The sequence below is a fragment of the Pseudomonas sp. HB05 genome (assembly GCF_016756915.1).
GTDB classification, from domain to species: Bacteria; Pseudomonadota; Gammaproteobacteria; order Pseudomonadales; family Pseudomonadaceae; genus Aquipseudomonas; species Aquipseudomonas alvandae.
Genome location: NZ_JAESPG010000002.1, coordinates 157919 through 179419, shown reverse-complemented (window position 1 = coordinate 179419; position 21501 = coordinate 157919). Strand labels below are relative to the sequence as shown.

The window sequence follows — 21501 nt, the reverse complement described above, 5'->3', positions numbered from 1 at the left end:
ATAAACTGACCGGCTCGCCGATAGCCCATCGCGGCGCAACGACTCAAGGAGTTCCAACGGACATGATTGTCGGCATTGACCTGGGCACCACCCATAGCCTTATCGCAGCATGGCGCGACGGCGCGGCGCAACTGGTGCCCAACGCGTTGGGCGAGTGGCTGACACCGAGCGTGGTCGGCCTGGACGATGAAGGCCGCGTCATGGTGGGCCGCACGGCCCTGGAGCGCTTGCAAACGCACCCCCGACTCACCGCCTCGCTTTTCAAGCGCTACATGGGCAGCGCCCGTCTCACCACCTTGGGCAACCAGCAGTTCCGGGCCGAGGAGCTCTCGGCCATGGTGCTACGCAGCTTGCGCGAGGATGCCGAGCGGCATTTCGGCGAACCGGTGGAAGAGGCCGTCATCAGCGTTCCCGCCTATTTCAGCGATGCCCAGCGCAAGGCCACGCGAATCGCCGGCGAGCTGGCCGGATTCAAGGTCGAGCGACTGATCAATGAACCCACCGCGGCCGCACTCGCCTATGGCTTGCACCGGCGAGACACTGCCAGCACTTTCCTGATATTCGACCTTGGCGGCGGGACGTTCGACGTGTCGATCCTGGAGCTGTTCGAAGGGATCATGGAGGTGCGCGCCAGTGCTGGCGACAACTTCCTTGGCGGAGAAGATTTCGACACGCTGCTGGTCCAGGATTTCGTTGCCGCACAGGCAGGCAACAACGAGGCGCCGCTGGCCCTTGGAGACCCACAGCTCTACGGCCGGCTGCGCCGTGAAGCTGAACGCGTGCGCAAATCCCTGGGCCAGGAGTCAAGCGCAACGTTCGCAATACGCCAGGGCGAGCGCGAATGGCGTCGCGAATACACCCAGGCCAGCCTGACCGACCTTTATGCGCCCCTGTTCAGCCGTCTTCGAGCCCCTATCGAGACCGCGTTGCGAGATGCCCGCATCCGCGCCGGCGAGCTGGACGAAGTGTTGCTGGTGGGCGGCACCACCCGCATGCCGTTGGTACGCAAACTGGCCGCCAGCCTGTTCGGACGCTTTCCCTCTATCCAGCTCAACCCCGATGAAGCCGTGGCGTTGGGCGCAGCGGTGCAGGCAGGCCTGAAAAGCCGCGACGCGGCACTTGAAGAAATCGTGCTCACCGATGTCTGCCCGTACTCCCTGGGCATCGAAATTGCGGTTGAGTTTGGCGGCAAGCTCGAAAGCGGGCATTACCTGCCGATCATCGAACGCAACTGCGTGGTGCCCGTGAGCAAGGTCAAGCGCGTCTTCACACTTCAGGACCAGCAAAAGGTCGTGCTGCTGAAGGTCTATCAAGGCGAAAGCCGTCGGGTCACTGAAAACATTCTCTTGGGCGAATTGGAAATTCCCGTGCCGCCCATGGCTGCCGGAGAGGTGGGGATCGATGTGCGCTTCACTTACGACACCAACGGTCTGCTGGAGACCGATGCGCAGACCGTCCAGACCGGTGAACGGCGCAACCTGGTGATCGCCAATAACGCCGGCGTGCTGGATAGCGAAGAAATCGGCCGGCGTCTCAAGGCCTTGGAAACGCTGAAGATCCACCCACGCAACGAACAACCCAACACCTTGCTGATCGCCCGGCTGGAACGTCTCTACCAGGAAAGCCGCGGTGAGCTGCGCCAACGAATCGATGAGTTGGCGACCCGCTTCGGCCAGATGCTCGAAACCCAGGAATTGCATGACATCCGGGCACTGCGGATGCAGATCAGCGCCCAGCTCGACAGCTTGGAAGAAGGTGTCTGACGATGACCTGCTGGGTTGTACTCGGACTGCCGGAAGATGCCGACAAGCGCAGTATCAAGCGCCAATATGCAAGCTTGCTCAAGCAGCTTCGCCCGGACGAAGATCCAGTGGGTTTCCAGCGCCTGCGCGAAGCTTACGAACAGGCATTGGAATGGGCCGACTGGCAGCCGGAAGTCGTAGTCGACGAAGATCAGCCCACCCCTGCCAAGCTGCCCCTCGTGGATTTTCCGGCCCCGCAGTCAGCGCCGACAACGCCTCCACCGAGCCAGCGCGTGGCGACGCAGTGCCTGGAAGCGGTAAGCGCCGCCAATCTCCACGACCGTCTGGTGCAGGCGCGCCTTTATGGCTGCGAGCGTGAGTTCGAACAAGGCCTGCTGGAGCTTTGCCTGGCGCAAGAGGATAGCTACGACCTGGCTGAAGCAGCCGTTGAGCAGTTGCATTGGCTGACCCTTTGGCAACGCGAGGACTTGCCCGCCGCCGCCACCGAGCAGCTGCGCGGCAGGCTCATGGATCTGGCATGGTCTCGCCTGACTGGGGCCTGGCACGATGACCGACGCTTTCTCGATGTCGCCCGCCAGCTCGACACCAGTCCCTGGCTACAGACCCTGGACGCCCGGCAATGGCTGAACCGATGTCTGGCCATGGCGCTGCTGCAGGCGCCGCAGTGGTCGCAAACATTGTTCGATGACATTTGCGAGCAGCAAGGTTGGAAGCAGACCGGCCAGTACACACCTTGTCCCGAACCCTGGTGGAGCCAACTCCTGGCGCGCAGCCACTGCGCCATCTTCCTGGCGCAGCAGGCTCGTCTCACTCAGCTCTTCGACAGCAGCGAGTCCCAGGCCGCGCGAATGCTGTTTGGATCACACGATGAAGACGCCCGGGTGCGTTTGAGCATGACCTTCAGTGCTACGGACTGGGATGCCTGCGAGGCGCTGTATCGCACCGTTCAGCTTCGCTATCCACAACTGCTGAACGAGAGGCCACAGCTGGGGCCGGACAATTGGCGCCCGTTGCGTCGGCAGCCGCCGGTCCTGGCCGTGCCACTGGCCATACTCGGCACTTCGATCTGCATGAGCTGGCTCTTTGAATATCGGCTCGGTGGCTCGTTCTACACCAGCGTAGTCGATATGTTGCTTCGCGCCCTGTTGCTCGGTGTCGTCGGTTGGGCACTTCACGCAGTGTGCAAGAAACTGAGCCGCAAAGCCTGGCGCCTGGACCATTGGATAAATGACCATTACGGTCGCTGGCTGAGTCTGCGGCGCCCCACTCCGATGCCGATCCGCGAGATCCTCTGGGTCGGGCTGCTGGGCGGCCTCATTTACTTAGCCGGCGGTGTTGCCGGGGCGGCGACCTTCTTTGGGACGCTCGGTGTGCTGGGAGCCTTGAGCCGCCGGACGCCCTTCGATCGCGGCAAGTCTTTCCTGGCCCGACTCTATGACCAGGTGCCCGGCGACGTGCTTATTGGCCTTTTCCTGGGCATGCTAGTGCCCATGGTCTTGTTGGGGAATACCTGGGCCAAGAGCACGTATGTCAGCAAGAATGAAGGCCTCCAGGTCTGGCCACAGCGCATTTGTGCCGCCCGACAGTCCACCGCTTCGCCATGCCCTTCGGTACTGTCTGCAACCGAGTGGCAAGCTTTCAAGAAACCTCAGGCCAATCAACCATGATCAGCACCCGCGCTTTCATCACTGCAGTTGTCGTGCTACTGACGATGACTTGGCTGGTTCAGCGCCTGGCCGGGCCGTCGGACGAGGATAAGGAAAACCGCGTGCATTGGGACGAAGTTCAGGAGATAAGTACCTGCCTGGTGGACGGAGCGGAGCTATTCGAGCAGCGTTATGTCGACTACCGTGCCCGCCGGGCCTTGCCGGAGGACGAATGGATTCGCAAAATGGGTTTCGTCGGCTTCGGCATGGGGTCGGGCATCGACGCCGAGGAGTTCATCCGGCCTCAGGGTGCTCAGCCATCACCCTGCAAGCATGGGTTCAGTATTGGTGAGCCCGGCAGTCTGCAAGCCCTCGCGGCGAACTACATCAAGGCCTATGACAACCTGCGCCCGAACGCCCGGATCGCCGAACTGTGGCTGGCGAATCATCGCGATCAGCCTCAGCCTGACCAACTCGATAAGCTGGACCGCGACCTGACCCTGCATTTGCAGGACGCTCGTGACCAGGCGATACCGTTGCGCCAAGCATTGGAACAGCCGCAGCTAAAGGTGCGTGAACAACAGTTGGCGTCCATCGAAAAGCACCTGGGACAGGACCAACATTGGTACACGCTGCGCTTCATGATCCAGGCCCGTCAGACCATCAACGCCTTGGACGCCATGACTGAAGGCGCCCCGCTGACGCCGCAACAACTGCTCGCCCTGCAACATTCGCTGACGGCTCACTGGACAGACACCGAAGCCTTCGTGCAAGCCCTGCCGCGCCTGCGATCGGCTAACGGCAACCCGCCCGTGTGGAGCAAAATCAGTCTGGCAGCCAAGGAATGGCTTACCGCCGTTGAGCGCCTGCAACAACACTGGGGGGCCGGGGCCGACGCCGCAGAACTGAACCAGGATCTTGCTGCCGCACGGGCCGGGTATGACGAATTGCGGATGCGTTACAACGCTGCGGTGCAGTCCCAGTATTGAAATTAATTGGATTGGAGTGGGGTCATGGTTTGCGTAGCTGTCCAGGAAGAAGTTCGAAGCCGTCTGCGCCGCGCCGAGGATGAACATGAGGTCAAGGTCCTGCTCGCCGTTGAGTCAGGCAGCCGCGCATGGGGCTTCGCATCGCCCAATAGCGACTATGACGCGCGCTTCATCTACGTCCATAAACCTGACTGGTATCTCTCGGTCGGCCTTGAGGAACAGCGCGACGTTATCGAGTACCCGATTGTCGACGACATGGACATCAATGGCTGGGATCTGCGCAAGGCATTGAGGCTGTTCTGGAAGTCGAATCCAGGGTTTGTCGAGTGGGTGCAATCCACCATCGTCTACGAGCATTGCGGCTCCTTCCACGAACGTGCCAAAGCGTTGCTACCGCAGGTGTACTCGGTTGAAAGCGGCATCTACCATTATCGCAGCATGGCGAAAACCAATTTCCGTGGGTATTTGCAGGCACCGGAAGTACCGCTGAAGAAGTATTTCTACGTGCTGCGACCCTTGCTCTCCGTACGGTGGCTGGAGCGGTTCGATACACCGGCCCCCATCGAGTTCGACACGTTGCGCCAAGTCATCGACGGCGAACCAGAACTGCATTCGGCGATCGATGACTTGCTTGCGATCAAGCGCGCCTCACCAGAAATGGGGCTTTCACCGCAAATCATGCCTATTCAGACATTCGTCGAGCGTGAACTGCATCGGCTTGAAGCCATCAAGCCGACCCGCAGCGAACGTAAGGAAGTCGAGCCGCTGCTGTCGGAATTGTTTCGCTCGGTCCTGAAGGAAACGTGGAAATAGTCCAAGGCACAGGTTTTAGGCTGGTCTGGCTTACAAGGAATGCATCATGGAGTTCGTGGTTCATAGCTATTGCCTGAAAGGCGCACGCCAGGAGCCTCTGCTGCCTCCTGTCACCCTGACTCCGTCCTCGTTAACCTTGACGGTTGCCGAGTTGATTCGCCTGGCCGTTGCCGAGCAGATCGCCGCATTGTTGGCTCGGCACTCGCTGCACCAAGTGTCGGTGCGTGAAGTGCTCGACCGCCAATACCTGAGCGAGCGGGACATCCTTCAACAAGCCAGCGAAGGCGCGGTAGCCATGCCTCACGCCAGCGCGTCCCTGGACCTGGATGTTGGCGTTGAAGCCGAGCGAGCCTTGAAGGGTTTTGAAACCCGTGCGTTTCGCATTCTGCATAACGGCGTCATGCTCCAGAGGCTCGATGAGTCGATTGAATTGAGCGCGCCATCCACGCTCGCGTTTATCCGCCTGCTGCCGCTGATTGGCGGTTGATCCTCGTCGCTCGCCCCCTCGGATACCCTCATGCAATCACGCCGTCCTTTGCCCGAACAAGCCACGCGCCTCGCTGCACTGCGAGTATTCTGCGACAGAGCGCTGGATGAGTATCCCGAGCTCGGCCCCTATGACCAATTCGCACCCGGTTTCTGGGACGGCATCGACGTTCTGCGCATCGCCGAGGACTGGGTCAGGCTGCATCCCGAGTATGGACCCGAAGCGCTGGCTGACGGTTTTGTGTTCCCGACCGTTTGGGACGACCTGGAGGACCTTCGCGATCAGCAACGCTACGGCCTGCAATATCGAATCTGCGATGCCTGGATCACCGCCCACCCGGACACCTATGCGCTAGAGCAGATTGGCGCGCGGCTGCAGCACATGCTGCAATTTGCCCTCGAAGACAGTGACTACCCATTACCCACTGACGAAGATGACCCCGCCTATTACCGCAGAAGCCCGGACCAGGCCTGGGCCTTCCCTGACGTCCAAGCCTGTATCCATCGCTTGAGCAACTACCCGTCCACCCCAACCTGGCAGACCTTCGCCGGATGGTTGCTGGATGGCAGCTGGAATCGCGAGCAGCCCCCTTCAGCGCCTGGGGAAGAACAACGGAAAATCGCTGACGCCTATATCTACGTGCACCGGGAAATCAAGCGCATCGCCTTGGGCTTGGTGGAAGCAGGCCGCCTCGATTACCCCCGCTTCGTCCGGGGCGCCAACACCTGGGGCAGCGCCATGATGTTCTACGCAGGCGACGCCGGGTTGGACAGCGATGATGTGGACCCGGATCGGTACACCCACGAAGCATTCGGTGAGGAGGACTCAAGCGATGAGGGTCCCGAAGACGAGGACGTCGATGATGAGTCGTTCCAGAATGATGATGTCCTCGATGAGGCACCCACACCCGTGCACCCCGAACTGGCAAGCTTCACCGTTCGTTATGTCGAGGAAGCCTTGGCTGGATTGCCCGATAACGCCGCGAAGCTGGCTGACACCTTCCGTTCGGTAGAGGTGTATGACACCCGATGGATGCTGCAGGCCCTGGCGGTCATCGAACGATTGGGCGCGACGCCCGATGGCTTTTTCGACCGTTTCGGCGATACGGCCGCGGTGCTCGAACGTTTCCTGCTCCTTCAGGAGTTGCCCGAGGACCAATCGGCAGCACTGCTCGCCGCGCTGACCGGCTTTTCCAGAAATACCCTGCTGACCGCCCTGCCCTATGCAGGACATGCCAGCCGCGTGGTGCTCGACGCGCTCGGTTGGAGTGATCTGCAAGCCTTTCAGCGCGAGTATTTGAGCATTGCCCTGGCACCTCGGTCCGGATGGGGTACCGACCTGCCCAATACGCTTGATGAAACGGTGGGCGTGGTGGACCGCTACCTGCTGGACAAGGCGCTGGCCGAGGCGGACCCGGAGCATTTGCGCGACTACCTCGTGGCACTCGAGCATTCGCACTGGGCGTTTCCCGAGACGCGTGTACTGCTCGACGCGTACCGAGGCATCGGTCGACCGGCATTGGAAAAGAAACTGGCCCGCCATGCACAGCCGGCCATGCGCATCTATGGCGTGCTGCCCGTCATGGATTCGGATGATGTACGCCAGCGCTATCTGACGTTGAAAAAACTGCACAAAGAGGTGCGTAAATACGGCGCTCAACGACAGGCCAACTCCCACGCAGCGGTGCAGGCGGGATTGGAAAACCTGGCGCGTGTCGCGGGTTACCCCTCGGCGATTCGCCTGGAATGGGCCATGGAATCGGAGATCGCCGAATCCGCCCTGACGGCTGCCACCATCGATGGCTATGACGTCACGATCGTCATCGACGGCTTGTCGCCGGCATTGCACATCTGCAAAGCCGCAAAGCCCCTCAAGACCGCACCGCCTGCAATTCGCAAACACGCAGATTTCATCGCCCTCAAAACGCAGCAGGCCCAGCTCAAGGAACAGATCGCACGCTTCTGCAGAACCCTGGAAACAATGATGAGCAGCGGCGAAACCCTGGCGTTGGCGGAGCTGAAGCCGCTGCTGAAAATGCCTGCGGTTCGCCTGTTGCTCGAACAGCTTATCGTGCAGGTCGACGACGCAGCGTTGGGTTGGCTCGATGCCGCAACGCTGACCGTGACAGACCTCGAAGGCCAGCGACACGTGGCCGAGAAGCACCTGCGTATTGCTCACCCTTTTCACCTGTTCACGGCAGGACAACTGTCGGCCTGGCAGAAAGAAGTCGTGACCCATCGCCGCGTGCAGCCATTCAAACAAGCCTTTCGCGAGTTGTACCTGCTGACACCGGCTGAGCGAGAGACCGCTCTGTGGTCCAACCGATTTGCCGGCCACCGCCTCAAAGGCAAAGTAGCCGCCCGGTTGCTGCAGGTCCGCAATTGGTCGACCTCAAGCGTCGAGGACATCTATTACGAGAGCAAAGAGCATGGCATTTACGCCATGTTCAACTTTCTCGATACCGGTCACTACCTCTCCGAAACGGAACACTTCACCTTCGACACGATTGCGTTCCACCGCGACCGGAAAGCGATCCCGCTTGAGCAAGTACCGCCGCTGCTGTTCTCGGAAGTCATGCGCGATGCCGACTTGCTGGTCTCCGTGGCCTACGCTGCGGACAGCTACGCCACCAGCAACGAAACCTTGCAACGACGCGCCGAACTGGTCGGCGAATTGATCCAGGGGCTCGGGTTGCAAAACGTCAAATGTGAAGGGCATTTCCTGCACGTCACCGGCCAGCGCGCCAGCTACCGCATTCATTTGGGCAGCGCAGCCATCCATATCGAACCCGGCAACTACCTGTGCATCGTGCCCGTAGGCGCCAGCGCCGAGGCGTTCTACCTGCCGTTCGCCGACACCGACCGGAAAATGGCCGAGGTGCTGAGCAAAATGTTCCTGTTGCTGGACGATATGGACATCACTGACAGCCAGATACTGGAGCAGATACAGCGCGGCGATTAACTCCAGCAGGATTGGGAACAGCGCATCCATGCCATCGTCAAACCGCCGCAGCCGCAACCATTCTGGAACGCCAGGCGAAAGCCAGCACCATCAGCAACCCCAGCCCCGCCATCGCCGCTCCAGCCAGGGAAATCGCCGGATAGCCCAAGCCCGCGTTGATCACCGCGCCGCCCAGCGCCGCGCCAATCGCATTGCCCAAGTTGAAGGCGCCAATGTTCACGGCCGAGGCCAGATTAGGTGCGTCCTTGGCGGCTTCCATCACGCGCATCTGCAAGGGCGGTACCAAGGCAAAACTGGCGATGCCCCAGATCAGGATGGCGATGGCCGCCGGGAGCGGCCAGCGCATCAGTGCGGTGAACGCCAGCAGGACGAGAATCAGCACGCCCAGCGAAACGATCAGGGTGCGGTCTATCGAGCGATCCGCGGCCTTGCCGCCCCACATGTTGCCCAGCGTCAGTCCGACGCCGAACAGCACCAGCATCGCCGTGATGAAAGTGGCGGAGGCATGGGTCTCGTTGCTCAGGATCGGGGCGACATACGTGAAGACAGTGAACATCGCACCTGAGCCGACCACGGTCAGGGCCAACGCGCCCAACACCGGGCCGCGCCCCAGTACCCGAATTTCGGCCAGCACGCCGATGCTTTGCGGCGCCGGCACGTTGGGCAAGGCGAACCACAGCGCCGCCATCGCCACCACGCCCAGGCCGGTAATTCCCCAGAATGCCGTGCGCCAGCCGAACAGTTCACCAAACCAGGCAGCCAACGGCACACCGCCGATCGTCGCCAAGGTCAGGCCCATGAACATCGCCGCGACCGCCCCGGCGCGTTTCTGCGGGGCGACCACGCTGGCCGCGACGATGGAGCCGACGCCAAAGAACGCACCGTGGTTCAGTGAAGTCACGACCCTGGCGGCCATCAGGCTGTAGTAATCGGTGGCCAGCGCTGACATCAGGTTTCCCAGGGTGAAAATCGCCATGAGTCCGATCAGCAGATAGCGCCGGGGAATCCTGCCGGTGGTCAGGGTCATCAGTGGCGCGCCGAGCAGTACGCCCAAGGCGTAGGCACTGACCAGCAGGCCTGCGGCGGGAATGGAAACGCCGAGATCTGCAGCGATCCCCGGCAACATGCCCATTGGGGCGAACTCGGTTACGCCGATGCCAAAGGCACCCATGGCGAGTGCAACAAGGGGTGGATTGATACGCATAGGAAGGCTCCTCATCTATGCTGCAAATGCTACGATGCGACCTTCTATGGCGGTAGATAGCCTTTCTTGCAAACACCTTTGCGTGTGGAGCACAAATGGACGTCAACGGCAGATCAGGTGAAATGGTTGTGTTCGCCGCGGTGGCGCAGGAAGGCAGCTTGTCGGCTGCCGCGCGTGCTTTGGGGCTGACACCCTCGGCGATCAGCCGGATCATCGCGCGAACCGAACTACGGCTGGGCACCCGCCTGCTGTTGCGCACCACACGAGCGATCACTTTCACCGCCGAGGGCGAGGCTTACCTGCGCGGCGCCCGCCGTATCCTGGCCGACATGGCCGAGGTCGAAGAAGCCGTCGCCGACCAAGGCGTACCCAAGGGCCGTTTGCGGGTCAGCGCCGCCCTCGGCCATGGTCGACAGACGATCGTGCCCTTGGTGGCCGCCTTCAGCGCCCGCTACCCGAACATCGTCGTCGACCTCACCCTCGGCGACGAAGTGGTCGACATTCTCGGCGGCCAGGCCGACGTGGCGGTGCGTTTCGGCCATCTGCCCGACAGCCCGCTGACCGCGCGCCGGATCGGCGACACCGGCCAAGTGGTGGTGGCTTCGCCCGAGTATCTGGAGCGCCACGGCACACCCCTGGAACCGGAAGATCTGCTGCGCCACAACTGCCTGCGCTTCAATTTTCGTCGTGCCGAACCCAACTGGCCGTTCATCCGCGATGGCAAAGCGTTTTCCCTGAAGGTCAGCGGCAACATCGAATGCAGCAGCGGCGAGGCGTTGGCACAACTGGCACGACTCGGCGCTGGCATCGCCCGTATCGGCGAGTTCACCGTAGCCAAGGATCTGCAACGCGGCGGCCTGGTGCCACTGTTGGATACCTGGAACCCCGGAGACCGGGAGCCGATACATGCAGTTTTCGTTGGGGGTTCGGCGATGCCGGCGCGGGTGCGGGTGTTTGTAGACTTTCTGCTGGAACATCATCGGATGTGAACAGCAGCTCTCCATCACAGCCATCAGGACGTATTCCGCAGGAAACGATCGAGCACATTTTTTGTGATCATCACGGTGTAAATATCTGCCTGCATGAGCCCATGTACCCATTCGCACGTGGCGGCAGTAAATACCTCACCTCGGCCTTTGTGGAAATGCACCACCATGCCTGCCCCGCGGCTGTGCCGGTGGACGCTGGCCTCGCTAAGGTCGGGCGCCAGGATGGAAGCACGAAACCGGGCATCGCCATCGCCTAGCATGAACGAATAGGCATCCTCGGATCGGCCATGCTCGGCATTGGTCGCCCAGCCCATGGCGAGGATTTGCAATCCGGCGGGCGCACCGTCCGTGCCGAGCGGTTCCGGGAGACCGTCGACAAATGTGTACTCCAGGCCATCCACCTCATAGCCAAAGATATTAGCTTCGTCCCCGAACATATCCGCGTAGCCCAGCCCCGTGCCCACAAACGCCCAGTGCCGGGGCCTGAAGACCGTGTACCCGCGAGGGCTGCGTGGTGCCATCCCCCCAAATGCGCCATATATTCCTCGCAAGGCGTTCACCCCAAACGTCCGTGCCCCTGGGTGATCCACCCTAGGATCTTCCCAGGCACCGGATAGCCGATGAAGGTCGGTAGCCGCCACGGGATCAAGGTCGCCGGCATCGTATTTGTAGGCCACCTGTTTCTGGCCCTCCTCCTCCAAGCGAATCTGCCACATGAAGTTGCCGGCGAAGCGCGCAACCTTGCCGCCCCCTTCGACGAAGACATCGACGTGGTCGCGCATTTCCCGCGTCCAGTATTCGTCGTGTCCTATGAAGACGGCGCAGCTATAACCCTCAAGCGCCTGCGGATCCTGATGCAAATCGTCCTGGGTCAGGATGTCGACCGTATAGCCTTGCTGTTCGGCCCAGACCACAAAGGGTCTTTCGTAGGAGGCCCACCCCGCCAGCGCGTAGTACTTGGCGTAGCCGTTAAGAGATGCCCATTCGATGAACTCGTAGCGCGCCGGCCCGGGCTTGCGTTGCCGGGTAGCGTTGACAGAACGTGGCGCATCCTCGGGCAGCCAGACTTGCCCCCGCGCCCAGGGGCGTTGTGCCGAGAGCAATGGCGCGCGGCCCCTCGGCGTTCCGGGGTGGAGACCGAAGTAGTGATTGGCGCCGCCCCAGTCGTTGTAAGCAGCCCACGTCGATGTCGCCGCGACGAGCACCAAAGCGTCGGCACGCTTGCGCGCCGCCTTGATGATGAACAGGTGATGCCCGAGTACGCTGTCAGCACTATCGCGTACTTCCACTACATAGCCACCCGGGTCCGCATCACCCGGGATTGACCATTGCACGAAGACCGGCCATTGGCATCCCTGCTCGTAGGCACGTTCGGGCAACGGGTGGAAGCGAGCATCGAGGCTGTCGGTTTCGTGCAGCGTGCGAGCAACGGCTCCATCACGATAGATCCTGAGTCTCACTTGCGCTCGGTTCGAGGACAGATGCAGGCGCACCGAGTCACCCGGGCTATAGGAGCGGCGATCCGAGTAGCACCAAGCGGCCGCCGGGCCCGACTCGGAAGGGACTTCGACCCAGATCTCGCGCGCGGCCTGACGAGGCCCTGACGTCTGGCTGGCGGTCACGTTCGCGCCCGGTCGCTCACCTCGTGCTGCGGCATTCTTGAGGTCTGTTGAATTCATTGAATCGCACTCCTTGGATCCGCTGATCCGGCGGGTCTACATGCCAATTGATTAGTCCTGAGACAGCGCCACCGGCCGTGAGCCGGCAGCGGTTCGAGCACCGGGCGCCTCGATGTGCGCAAGATCGATGCCCGCCGTTTCGTCGATAAGAAAACCCGCCAGGACGGTAACCAGACCCAACCCCATGACGTAGCAGATGTACAAATAGCCAAGGTCGACGCCGCTGAGATAATTGTGCAAATAGGGCGCGGTGCCGCCAAAGAGCGCCACCGAAACCGACGACACCAACCCAACGCCCTGCGCCCGCGCCTGGGTCGGCACCTGCTCGGACAGCACTGCGGGAAAAATCGCCGCAATCAACGACCAGGCTCCCAACCCCACGACCTGGGCCAGGAACAGCGTGTAGGGTTCAACGGTCACCATTATCGAAATGGGATAGGTCAGCAGGATCACGCCCAGGCCCCAGGCGATGACCATGGGCCTGCGGCCGAAACGATCGGACAACATTCCGCAGACTGGCAACCAGCACACACAAAGGATTTGCGCGAAGAGACTGGCCACATAAGCACCCGTGGCGTCCATGCCCCGGGCAATGGCCGTCGAAGCACCGAAGGTGACCCACGCGTAGTAGGTGACATTGGCAGCCGCTGCAAGCATGACGATGTTGCGCGCCACTCGCAGCATCTCCCCCCTGGATAACTTGCGCGGCGGCCGAGCCTGCCCCTGCTGCTCCACGAACACGTGAGACTCCTGCGCACTGCGGCGCAAAAACAGCGCATAGATGCCGAGCAGCCCACCGATGGCGAAGCCAATCCGCCAGCCGTAGTCGGCCATGGCCTGCGCGCCCAATAGCCAGGTCAGTACCGCCGCCATGGCCGTCGCTGCCATCACCCCTAGCGTCACCCCGACATAGACCGAACTGGACCATAAGCCACGGTGCTTGCTTGGGGCGATCTCGGCGACATAGGTGTAGGAAACCCCGGTCTCGCCGCCATGGGCGAGCCCCTGCATAAGCCGGAAGAACAGCAGCGCGACCGAGGCATACAGGCCAATGCTTTCGTAGCTGGGGATGATCGCGATACCAAGGCTGCTGATCGCCAGCAGCAACATCGTGATGACCATGATGGCCCGGCGTCCCAATCGGTCGCTCAGGCGCCCAAACAGCCATCCGCCGATAGGACGCGCGACAAAACCCACCGCGAACACGGCGAGAGTCGCGAGCATTGCCGAGCGGGCATCAATCTTGTCGAATAGATTGCTGGCCAGGTACACCGAAAAGGTTGCGTACAGCGTCCAGTCGAACCACTCCAGCGCATTGCCTATACCTGCCGCGCGCAAAGATTTGAGGCGTCCTTGGTGAGACGTCGTATTGTTCATGTCTTATCTCCGGATTACGGATGGAATCGAGGCGGCTGCGAAGCCGGATCAGAGATGCAGCGCGGGCCTGGGCCGGGCATTGCCATGGGCGGAAGGAACCCGGACCCGCAACGCAATCAGCAACGCGGCCAGCAGCATCAGCACCGCCGCCGCCACGAATACGCCGACGCTGCCACCGAGGCTGAACATCGCACCGCCAGCGGCGGCGCCCGTTGCGATGGCCGACTGGACAGATGCCACCACCATGCCCCCGGCGCTTTCCGCCTGATCGGGTACCGCGCTGGCGACCCAGTTCGACCATGCCACCGGCACACCACCAAAGGCCAAACCCCAGATCGCCAGCAGCACCGCCTGCCCCGGCACCGAGGCGGGCAACAGAACCAACGCCAGTGCTGCAACGCCCACCAACGTCGGCATCAACACCAGGGTGGCCAGTGGACGGCGCTCAAGCAGCCATCCCGCCAACAACGTGCCGCCAAAGTTCGCCACACCGAAACCCAGCAGCATCAGTGACAACCCTTGCGGGTCGATGCCAGTGGTCCCTTCGAGGAACGGTCGGACATAAGTGAACATCGCGAAGTGGCCGCTGTGCACCAGCACACAACCGAACATGCCCATGGCGATGCCCGGGCGCTGCAGCACTTCCAGTACGGTGCGCAGGCGTGCCGGCCTGCGCGGCGCAAGGCGCGGCAGCGTGAACGACTGGAAAACCAGGGTCACCACGCCGACTGCCGCCGCTGCAAAGAACGCGCTACGCCAGCCGTATAGCCCACCCAGGTAGCTGCCCAGAGGGACCGCAACCACCGTCCCGACGGCAATGCCGCTGAAAATGATAGAGAGCGCCCGGGGCAACAAAGCCCCCGGCACCAAGCGCATCGCCACCGCTGCCGCCATGCTCCAGAACCCGCCAAGGGCGATACCCAGCAAGATACGCATGACCAGCAGCACCGCGAGACTGGAGGAAACGGCGACCAGCAGATTGGAGGCGATCATCAATGTGGAAAAACCCAGCAGCACCCAACGGCGGTCGATACCGCGAGTCAGGCCTGGCACCAGCAGGCCAGCGAACAGTGCGATCACTGCAGTCACCGTTACCGCCTGGCCAGCCAACGCTTCGGACACCCCCAGGTCGGTCGCCATCGGCGTCAACAGGCTGGCCGGAAGGTACTCGGCGGTGAGTAATCCAAACACGCCCATTGCCAACGAAAACACGGCCATCCACGCGGGTGTGGCGGGTTCTACATCCGGCCCGGCGCCGAGATGGCTGTCGGATACGGCATTACAAACACAGTCAGTCATTGCACAGATCTCCCAATCCTCATTGCGATCCGCAGTCTAGGCGGGCGAATCTGGATGATCTATGATCGAAAACCTCCATTTTTTGACTGAAACACCTGAATCATGCCTACCGATCAGTTTGCCCTCTCCTCGGATCTCATCAATGAACTGTTGCGCGGCATGCGCCTGCGTGGCGTCGAATACCGGCGTATTCAAGCCGGCCCAGCTTTTGGCCTGGGTTTCGCTGCCAAACCCGGGCATGCCTGGTTCCACTTTCTGGCAGTTGGCAATGCGGTGCTACGAATGGAAGACGGGGCCACCTATGCGCTGTCTGCCGGAAACGCAGTATTCATCTCCCATGGCGCGGCCCATCAATTGCTTTCCCATACGGATGTGCCTGTTCAGGACATCGACCATCTGGACGGCGCCCCCCTCGGTGAAACCGTGAGCGCGGTGGATACCGGAACCGATGCCAGGCCGACGCCGACCACCCTTTTGTTCAGCGGCTGCATGGAGTTTGAACTGGGCAGCATCCATGGCCTTGGCAAGCTGATGCCGGGCCTGATGCTGATCGACGCCGGCGGCCAGCGCTACCCCGGACTGGTGCCTATCCTGACCACCATGGAACGCGAGGTCAGCGCCGCACGTATCGGCTTCGCGGGCATACTTGCGCGATTAGCCGACGTGGTGGCCGCCATGGTCGTTCGCGGTTGGGTGGAGTGCGCCTGCGGCAATGCCTCTGGTCTGGTCGCTGCATTGCGCGATCCACGCTTGGCCAATGCACTCCTCGCGCTCCATCAACAACCGGGGCGCGACTGGACCGTTGCGCAGCTGGCGGAACAATGCAACACCTCTCGCTCAGCCTTCGCTGACCGCTTCCAAATGACGATTGGCATGGCCCCGTTGCGCTACGTGACCGAACTGCGGATGCGGTTGGCGAGCCAGTGGCTGACGCTCGAAAGGCTGCCTATTGAAGAGGTGGCGCAGCGCTTGGGCTATACCTCCCAGGCCGCTTTCAGTCGCGCGTTCAAGCGCATTACGGGCAAGACGCCTGGATTGAGTCGTCAGTCGGGGCAGTCCGCTGCTCCTTGACGACGAGAGGGAATCGTGGAGGAACCGTAGGGTGTCCGCGTTGGGCTTTACCCAGATGGGAAATGATGATCGGAATGCAGGCTGTTGACCCGACTGTCCGCCAATTTGAACACCACACGCTGGGGATGGTTGATCGAGACCAGGTATTCCACCGGCTGCCCTTGGCGGTCAAAAATCACACCTCGGTAGACCAGCGCGGCCGTCCCGGGCTCGACGTCGAGCAAGCGGGCCTCCTGGTCGCTCATCGTGGCGATGCTCAGTGTGCCCTCGTCACTTTCCATTTCGATCTGGTAGCGCGATAACAGCAACGCATACAACGAGGCCCCCTCGATCAGGTCTCCCGCCACGAGGTCCGGTGCGCGGGCTGCAGGGATGTAGCTGGTCTCTATGCAGAATGGCTTTTGATCCACCGTGCGCAGTCGCCTGATGGTCAGCAAGAGGTCGCCTTCCTGGATCTTCAGCAGTTTCGCCACGCGGGCATTGGCCTGGGTTTGTTCGAAGTAGAGCAATTTACTGCCCGGCCTGGCCCCCGCTTGTTCGACCACTTCGGCGATGCCTTTGCGCGCGACGGTATTGAGTGGCCGCTCGACGCCCGGACCGGTCACGAAGGTGCCGCGGTTGCCACGGCGCTCCAGGACCCCGCGATCGATCAGCGTTTGCAAGGCCTTTCGCAGCGTCATCCGGCTGATGCCCAGGTGCTCGGCCAGGTCCCGTTCCGCCGGTATCCGCTCACTCGGCCCGAACTCCGGGCGCTCCAGCATTTCCAGCAGGGCCTGGACGGCCTGCCAGGCCACCTGCTTGCGTTCGGGCGCCAGCAGGGCCACGTCGGAGGATTTGGAAGGACTAACTTTCATGGTCTACATCCTGGATTTATTTTTCTGTGCAACGGCGTGCCAACAGTACCCACTGAAACCATCGCAAACCCGCCAGCTTGATAATCAGACCCAATAAACGGTCCATTGCCTACCTTGAAAACTGCGGTGACGGTGCATTAGACCACGGAGGAAAAATCTTGTAATGGTATTTTTCGTGGTATAGCTTTTGGTCTACATGGTGATCATGAACCGCAACATGAACACCGCAACAAAGCCCCCAGGAGCTCACATGGCGATCCAGTTCAACCGGGAAGCATTCACCACTTCCTTGCAGCAATCCGTGCAAATCGTCGACGACGCGCAGCAGTTCGGCCAGGAACTGGCGACGCGAATCGACCGCATCTACTTCGTCAGCTGCGGTGCGCCCAACCGCATCATGCTCGGCTTGCAGTACTGGCTGGAGCGCTACAGCCACACACTGGAAGTACGCCGTTATTTCCCCGCCGATTTCATGGACATCGATCCGCCGCGCTTGGATGAACGCACCTTGGTGGTCCTCGCCTCCAAGTCCGGGACGACCCAGGAAACCATCGCCGCCGCGCGTTTTCTGCAGGACAAGCCCTGCCTCACCGTCGGCGTGACGCAAACCGCCGAGCTGCCGTTGGCCCAGGCTGTTCAACATTGCTTTTTGCTGGGACGTACCGATGAGGCGTACTTCGGTTGCTTCATGATCCTCCAGGCACTGGTCGGCGGGATCCTGGCCAAGCGTGAAGGCTGGCCGCTGCTGGACAAGCTCACTCGCTCGCTCAAGGCCCTGCCGCAGGCCCTCGCCGACGCTGCGATCAATAACGACCGGCGCGCCACCGAAGAGGCGCGCCTGTATAAGGATGATCGCGTGATGTACTTCCTCGCGTCGGGCCCGATGTTCACCACCGCCTATGTATTCGGAGTCTGCGTGGTGATGGAAAGCCAGTGGTTGCATTGCCTGCCGGTGGAGGCTGCCGAGTTTTTCCACGGCCCGTTCGAAGCCATCGACGCCAGCACCCCGCTGCTCCTGCTGGTGGGCGAAGACCCCAGCCGGGCGCAGATGGAACGTGTGGTGCGCTTCTGCCAGCGATACACCGAACGCGTCATGGTCTATGACGCCAAGGATTTCCCCATGGAAGGCATCGACCCGGAGATCCGCGCCATTGTCGCGCCCTACATCGTCGGTATCGCCGTGGAACGTATTGCCGCTCATCTCGCGGTCTGGCACCAGCAGCCGCTGACGACGCGCCGCTACATGTGGAAAACGGAGTACTGAGCATGGCCAGCCTGATCGCGGTCGGCGACAACACTGTGGATGTTTACCTGGACCGGAACATCGAGTACCCCGGTGGCAACGCACTCAACGTGTCGGTGTTTGCCGCCCGACTGGGGGCGCGCAGCGCCTATCTGGGCTGCGTTGGTCATGACCGGCACGGCCAGTACCTGCTCGATTGCCTACAACAGGAAGCGGTCGATGCATCCCGCTGCAGAACGCTGGCAGGGGCCAACGGCTGGGCTTGTGTCGACAGCATCGACGGCGAACGGGTGTTTCTCGGCAGCGATCCGGGCGTCTGTCGCCAACTGCGACTCGGTGCCGACGACTTGGACTATCTCGCGCAATTCCCGCTGGCCCATGGCAGCCTCTATAGCGGTCTTGAGAACCAACTGGCGCAGATTCGCCAGGCCAGTGGCTACCTGTCATTCGACTTCTCGGACAACTGGGTCGAGTTCGATTGGCAAGCGTTGATCCAGCACGTCGATATCGCTTTTTTCTCGGCGGCCCACCTGTCGCCCAGCGAAGCCCGTGAGCTGGCGGACTCGATGCGGGCGCTGGGCCCGGCAACGGTGGTCATCACCCGCGGCGCCCAGGGCGCGCTCGCAGTCGACGCACGGGGCGTGCATGAACAGGCGGCGCGGCCCTGCGCGTTCGTCGACAGCATGGGTGCCGGCGACGGCTTTATCGCCGCGTTCCTGCTGGCATGGCAAGCGCGGCACAACCTTGCCGAGTGTCTTGCACGGGGCGTCGACTATGCCGGCCAGGTGTGCGGCTGGGCCGGTGGCTTTGGCCATGGACAGGCCGTGGACGACCAACGCGCTCGACAACTGAAAAACGCCTTGGAGATTCAAGGCTGATGCGTGCTGCCCGGGCCCCGTCCCGGGACGCTTCTACCAATCTGTCGTGGATACCCCGTCGATGAAAAAATGTCTGATCGGTTTGATGCTCGTGGCCAGCCCGCTGATGACCTGGGGCGCCAGCGAAGAGCTGCGTTTCGGGGTCGACCCCACCTACCCGCCCTTCGAGTCCAAGCGACCGGATGGCTCGCTGACAGGCTTCGATATCGAACTGGGCGAAAGCCTGTGCAGCGAGTTGCAACGTCGTTGCGTCTGGGTCGAAAACGCCTTTGACGGCATGATCTCGGCCCTTAAAGGCAGGAAGTTCGACGGCATACTTTCTGCGCTCTCGATCACTGAAGCACGCAAAGCCGAAATCGCCTTCTCCGACACCCTGTACGACACGCCGGCACGCCTGGTGGCCCCACAAGGCAGCCAACTGCAACCGACGGCCGAATCCTTGCGCGGCAAGCGCATCGGCGTGCAGCAAGGCAGCGTATTCGAAGCCTATGCAAAACGGATGTGGGGCCTCAAAGGCGTGGAAGTGGTGCCGTATCAAAGCAGTGACTTGACCTATTCGGACTTGATCAACGGTCGCCTGGACGCGGCGTTCGACGATGCCATTGCCGTTTCCGAAGGCCTGCTGAAGAAGCCTATCGGCAAAGGCTTCGACTATGCCGGCGAGGTGGTCAAGTCACCGGAGATCTTCGGTCCGGGCACTGGCATCGGATTGCGTAAAAGCGATACCGCCCTCGCTGGGGAAATCAATCAGGCGCTCGAACGGATCCACCGTAACGGCACCTATGAGCGCATCGCCAGGAAATACTTCGACTTCGACATCTCGCCGAAATAATCCATCCGTGCGGAGCCCGAAAGCATGTTTCTCGAAGGGTACGGTTATCTGATTTTCCAGGGCGCGTGGCTGACCGTCCAGGTCGCCACCTGGGCCGCCTGCGTCGCCATCGTGCTTGGCCTGCTCGGCGCCTTGGCGAAACTCTCGCCGGTGGCGCCGCTGCGGCTGGTCGCGACGGTCTACACCACGCTGGTGCGCAGCGTGCCGGACCTGGTCCTGATGCTGTTGATCTATTACAGCGCGCAAATCGGAATCAACCAGATAGCCCAGGCGTTCGGCCGGGAATCGTTGCAGTTGAATCCCTATGGCACCGCGATCGGTACGTTGGGATTCATCTACGGTGCCTACTGCGCCGAAACCTTTCGCGGCGCCTTCAGGGCCATTCCGTTTGGCCAACTGGAAGCCGCGCGGGCCTATGGCATGAGCCATTGGCAAGTGCTGCGGCGGATCCGCCTGCCGCAAATGATGCGGTTCGCCTTGCCCGGCATCGGCAACATCTGGCAGGTGCTGTTGAAAAGTGCCGGCCTGATCTCGCTGCTGGGCCTCAATGACATGGTCCAGGTCGCCAAGCAAGCGGGCAACGCAACCTCGCGGCAGATGTTTTTCTATCTGGTGATCGCGGCGATCTTCCTCGCCTTTGCGATCCTCTCCAGCCTGGCCCTCAAACACCTTGAACGACGCTACAGCCTCGAACCGCAGCGGAGCGTGTGATGATCGAGATACTGAAAGAGTTCGGGCCGAACTTCCTGTGGTCCGACGGTTACCGCTGGAGTGGCTTATCCGTCACCTTATGGCTGTTGGTGACGTCGGCCATTATCGGCCTGGCCGCAGCAATACCCCTGGCGCTGGTTCGCACCTACGGCAATCGCTGGCTGGCGTTGCCTGTCCAGCTCTACACCTTGGTATTTCGTGGCACGCCGCTGTTCGTGCAACTGCTGATCATCTACAGCGGCCTGGCCAGCCTGAGCCTGATCAGGGAATCACCAAGCCTGTGGTGGTTCTTTCGAGACGGCATGCATTGCGTGATCCTGGCGCTGGCCTTGAACACCTGCGCCTACACCGTCGAGATTCTGGCCGGCGTGTTGCGCACCACCCCACGCGGTGAAATCGAGGCGGCGCTGGCCCTGGGCATGACCCGCCGCCAATTGTTCGTCCTGGTGCTGATCCCGAGCATGCTGCGCCGGGCACTGCCGGCCTACAGCAACGAAGTGATCTTCGTCCTGCACGCCACGGCCATTGCCTTTACCGCCACCGTTCCCGACATTCTTAAAATCGCTGCCGATGTAAACGCCGCCACCTTCAAGACCTTCCAGGCCTATGGCATTGCCGCCCTGCTCTACATGCTGTTGGCGTGCGCGCTGGTGGGTGTGTTTCGATTGGCCGAGCGCCGGTTGTTGGCTTATCAGCGTTGAACAG

The 21501-nt window shown here is 61.6% G+C and carries 18 protein-coding genes; 13 read left to right on the top strand and 5 right to left on the bottom strand.

From position 1 onward, the window contains the following. The first annotated feature begins 62 nt into the window (after window positions 1-62). From JMN22_RS03340 to JMN22_RS03315, 6 genes are read left to right on the top strand one after another with little or no spacing between them, the layout of a single operon-like run. Complete coding sequence (locus tag JMN22_RS03340) at window positions 63-1763, top strand: molecular chaperone HscC (protein ID WP_198795795.1); 1701 nt, start codon at window positions 63-65, stop codon at window positions 1761-1763. Between the two features lie 2 nt (window positions 1764-1765). Then, window positions 1766-3430: a J domain-containing protein gene (locus tag JMN22_RS03335; protein ID WP_198795794.1), complete on the top strand. Its 1665-nt coding sequence runs from the start codon at window positions 1766-1768 to the stop codon at window positions 3428-3430. Continuing rightward, window positions 3427-4398 carry a DUF3829 domain-containing protein gene (locus JMN22_RS03330; RefSeq protein ID WP_198795793.1) on the top strand — a complete coding sequence of 324 codons (972 nt, stop codon included), beginning with the start codon at window positions 3427-3429 and terminating at the stop codon, window positions 4396-4398. Before JMN22_RS03335 ends, JMN22_RS03330 begins: the two co-directional genes overlap by 4 nt. Before the next feature lie 24 nt (window positions 4399-4422). Then, entirely contained in the window at window positions 4423-5211 is a 789-nt protein-coding gene (locus JMN22_RS03325) for a nucleotidyltransferase domain-containing protein (RefSeq protein ID WP_198795792.1), read from the top strand. 46 nt (window positions 5212-5257) lie between these two features. Continuing rightward, on the top strand, window positions 5258-5698 hold the full coding sequence (locus JMN22_RS03320; RefSeq protein WP_198795791.1) for a hypothetical protein: 441 nt from the start codon (window positions 5258-5260) through the stop codon (window positions 5696-5698). A gap of 30 nt (window positions 5699-5728) precedes the next feature. Next, complete coding sequence (locus JMN22_RS03315; RefSeq protein ID WP_198795790.1) at window positions 5729-8659, top strand: DUF4132 domain-containing protein; 2931 nt, start codon at window positions 5729-5731, stop codon at window positions 8657-8659. A gap of 37 nt (window positions 8660-8696) precedes the next feature. On the opposite strand, the gene JMN22_RS03310 is transcribed toward JMN22_RS03315, so the two are convergent. Beyond that, on the bottom strand, window positions 8697-9863 hold the full coding sequence (locus tag JMN22_RS03310; protein ID WP_198795789.1) for an MFS transporter: 1167 nt from the start codon (window positions 9861-9863) through the stop codon (window positions 8697-8699). Window positions 9864-9958: 95 nt separating this feature from the next. Here JMN22_RS03310 and JMN22_RS03305 point away from each other — a divergent pair, with 95 nt between their 5' ends. Further along, entirely contained in the window at window positions 9959-10852 is an 894-nt protein-coding gene (locus JMN22_RS03305) for a LysR substrate-binding domain-containing protein (protein ID WP_030141748.1), read from the top strand. Between the two features lie 23 nt (window positions 10853-10875). Here the strand turns inward: JMN22_RS03305 and JMN22_RS03300 are convergent, their stop codons facing one another. From JMN22_RS03300 to JMN22_RS03290, 3 genes are read right to left on the bottom strand one after another with little or no spacing between them, the layout of a single operon-like run. Then, window positions 10876-12531 carry a N,N-dimethylformamidase beta subunit family domain-containing protein gene (locus JMN22_RS03300; protein ID WP_198795788.1) on the bottom strand — a complete coding sequence of 552 codons (1656 nt, stop codon included), beginning with the start codon at window positions 12529-12531 and terminating at the stop codon, window positions 10876-10878. A gap of 51 nt (window positions 12532-12582) precedes the next feature. Then, on the bottom strand, window positions 12583-13908 hold the full coding sequence (locus tag JMN22_RS03295) for an MFS transporter (protein WP_030141750.1): 1326 nt from the start codon (window positions 13906-13908) through the stop codon (window positions 12583-12585). A gap of 48 nt (window positions 13909-13956) precedes the next feature. After that, window positions 13957-15207 (bottom strand): MFS transporter, encoded by a 1251-nt coding sequence (locus JMN22_RS03290; protein WP_198795787.1) that lies wholly within the window; start codon window positions 15205-15207, stop codon window positions 13957-13959. 102 nt (window positions 15208-15309) lie between these two features. Here JMN22_RS03290 and JMN22_RS03285 point away from each other — a divergent pair, with 102 nt between their 5' ends. Continuing rightward, on the top strand, window positions 15310-16278 hold the full coding sequence (locus JMN22_RS03285; protein ID WP_030141752.1) for an AraC family transcriptional regulator: 969 nt from the start codon (window positions 15310-15312) through the stop codon (window positions 16276-16278). Window positions 16279-16325: 47 nt separating this feature from the next. Here the strand turns inward: JMN22_RS03285 and JMN22_RS03280 are convergent, their stop codons facing one another. Further along, a complete protein-coding gene (locus JMN22_RS03280; protein ID WP_198795786.1) occupies window positions 16326-17132 on the bottom strand; it encodes a GntR family transcriptional regulator in 807 nt (268 codons plus the stop codon). Between the two features lie 250 nt (window positions 17133-17382). Between JMN22_RS03280 and JMN22_RS03275 the strand changes: the two genes are divergently transcribed. The 5 genes from JMN22_RS03275 to hisM all read left to right on the top strand — a co-directional run bounded on the left by JMN22_RS03275 (window position 17383) and on the right by hisM (window position 21497). Beyond that, window positions 17383-18396 carry an SIS domain-containing protein gene (locus tag JMN22_RS03275; RefSeq protein WP_030141754.1) on the top strand — a complete coding sequence of 338 codons (1014 nt, stop codon included), beginning with the start codon at window positions 17383-17385 and terminating at the stop codon, window positions 18394-18396. A 2-nt stretch (window positions 18397-18398) separates the two neighbouring features. Beyond that, window positions 18399-19253 carry a PfkB family carbohydrate kinase gene (locus tag JMN22_RS03270; protein WP_198795785.1) on the top strand — a complete coding sequence of 285 codons (855 nt, stop codon included), beginning with the start codon at window positions 18399-18401 and terminating at the stop codon, window positions 19251-19253. Window positions 19254-19314: 61 nt separating this feature from the next. Beyond that, on the top strand, window positions 19315-20085 hold the full coding sequence (locus tag JMN22_RS03265; protein WP_198795784.1) for an ABC transporter substrate-binding protein: 771 nt from the start codon (window positions 19315-19317) through the stop codon (window positions 20083-20085). Window positions 20086-20109: 24 nt separating this feature from the next. After that, window positions 20110-20796 carry an ABC transporter permease gene (locus JMN22_RS03260; RefSeq protein WP_030141757.1) on the top strand — a complete coding sequence of 229 codons (687 nt, stop codon included), beginning with the start codon at window positions 20110-20112 and terminating at the stop codon, window positions 20794-20796. Beyond that, complete coding sequence (hisM, locus tag JMN22_RS03255; protein ID WP_030141758.1) at window positions 20796-21497, top strand: histidine ABC transporter permease HisM; 702 nt, start codon at window positions 20796-20798, stop codon at window positions 21495-21497. Before JMN22_RS03260 ends, hisM begins: the two co-directional genes overlap by 1 nt. The last annotated feature ends 4 nt before the right edge of the window (window positions 21498-21501 follow it).

What these genes read in the sequence shown, in the direction of transcription:
- JMN22_RS03290 (WP_198795787.1), bottom strand. Translation starts at nt 15,207, where the DNA reads ATGACTGACTGTGTTTGTAATGCCGTATCCGACAGCCATCTCGGCGCC.
- JMN22_RS03300 (WP_198795788.1), bottom strand. Translation starts at nt 12,531, where the DNA reads ATGAATTCAACAGACCTCAAGAATGCCGCAGCACGAGGTGAGCGACCG.
- JMN22_RS03275 (WP_030141754.1), top strand. Translation starts at nt 17,383, where the DNA reads ATGGCGATCCAGTTCAACCGGGAAGCATTCACCACTTCCTTGCAGCAA.
- JMN22_RS03325 (WP_198795792.1), top strand. Translation starts at nt 4,423, where the DNA reads ATGGTTTGCGTAGCTGTCCAGGAAGAAGTTCGAAGCCGTCTGCGCCGC.
- JMN22_RS03305 (WP_030141748.1), top strand. Translation starts at nt 9,959, where the DNA reads ATGGACGTCAACGGCAGATCAGGTGAAATGGTTGTGTTCGCCGCGGTG.
- hisM (WP_030141758.1), top strand. Translation starts at nt 20,796, where the DNA reads ATGATCGAGATACTGAAAGAGTTCGGGCCGAACTTCCTGTGGTCCGAC.
- JMN22_RS03280 (WP_198795786.1), bottom strand. Translation starts at nt 17,132, where the DNA reads ATGAAAGTTAGTCCTTCCAAATCCTCCGACGTGGCCCTGCTGGCGCCC.
- JMN22_RS03315 (WP_198795790.1), top strand. Translation starts at nt 5,729, where the DNA reads ATGCAATCACGCCGTCCTTTGCCCGAACAAGCCACGCGCCTCGCTGCA.
- JMN22_RS03340 (WP_198795795.1), top strand. Translation starts at nt 63, where the DNA reads ATGATTGTCGGCATTGACCTGGGCACCACCCATAGCCTTATCGCAGCA.
- JMN22_RS03295 (WP_030141750.1), bottom strand. Translation starts at nt 13,908, where the DNA reads ATGAACAATACGACGTCTCACCAAGGACGCCTCAAATCTTTGCGCGCG.
- JMN22_RS03270 (WP_198795785.1), top strand. Translation starts at nt 18,399, where the DNA reads ATGGCCAGCCTGATCGCGGTCGGCGACAACACTGTGGATGTTTACCTG.
- JMN22_RS03330 (WP_198795793.1), top strand. Translation starts at nt 3,427, where the DNA reads ATGATCAGCACCCGCGCTTTCATCACTGCAGTTGTCGTGCTACTGACG.
- JMN22_RS03310 (WP_198795789.1), bottom strand. Translation starts at nt 9,863, where the DNA reads ATGCGTATCAATCCACCCCTTGTTGCACTCGCCATGGGTGCCTTTGGC.
- JMN22_RS03285 (WP_030141752.1), top strand. Translation starts at nt 15,310, where the DNA reads ATGCCTACCGATCAGTTTGCCCTCTCCTCGGATCTCATCAATGAACTG.
- JMN22_RS03335 (WP_198795794.1), top strand. Translation starts at nt 1,766, where the DNA reads ATGACCTGCTGGGTTGTACTCGGACTGCCGGAAGATGCCGACAAGCGC.
- JMN22_RS03265 (WP_198795784.1), top strand. Translation starts at nt 19,315, where the DNA reads ATGAAAAAATGTCTGATCGGTTTGATGCTCGTGGCCAGCCCGCTGATG.
- JMN22_RS03260 (WP_030141757.1), top strand. Translation starts at nt 20,110, where the DNA reads ATGTTTCTCGAAGGGTACGGTTATCTGATTTTCCAGGGCGCGTGGCTG.
- JMN22_RS03320 (WP_198795791.1), top strand. Translation starts at nt 5,258, where the DNA reads ATGGAGTTCGTGGTTCATAGCTATTGCCTGAAAGGCGCACGCCAGGAG.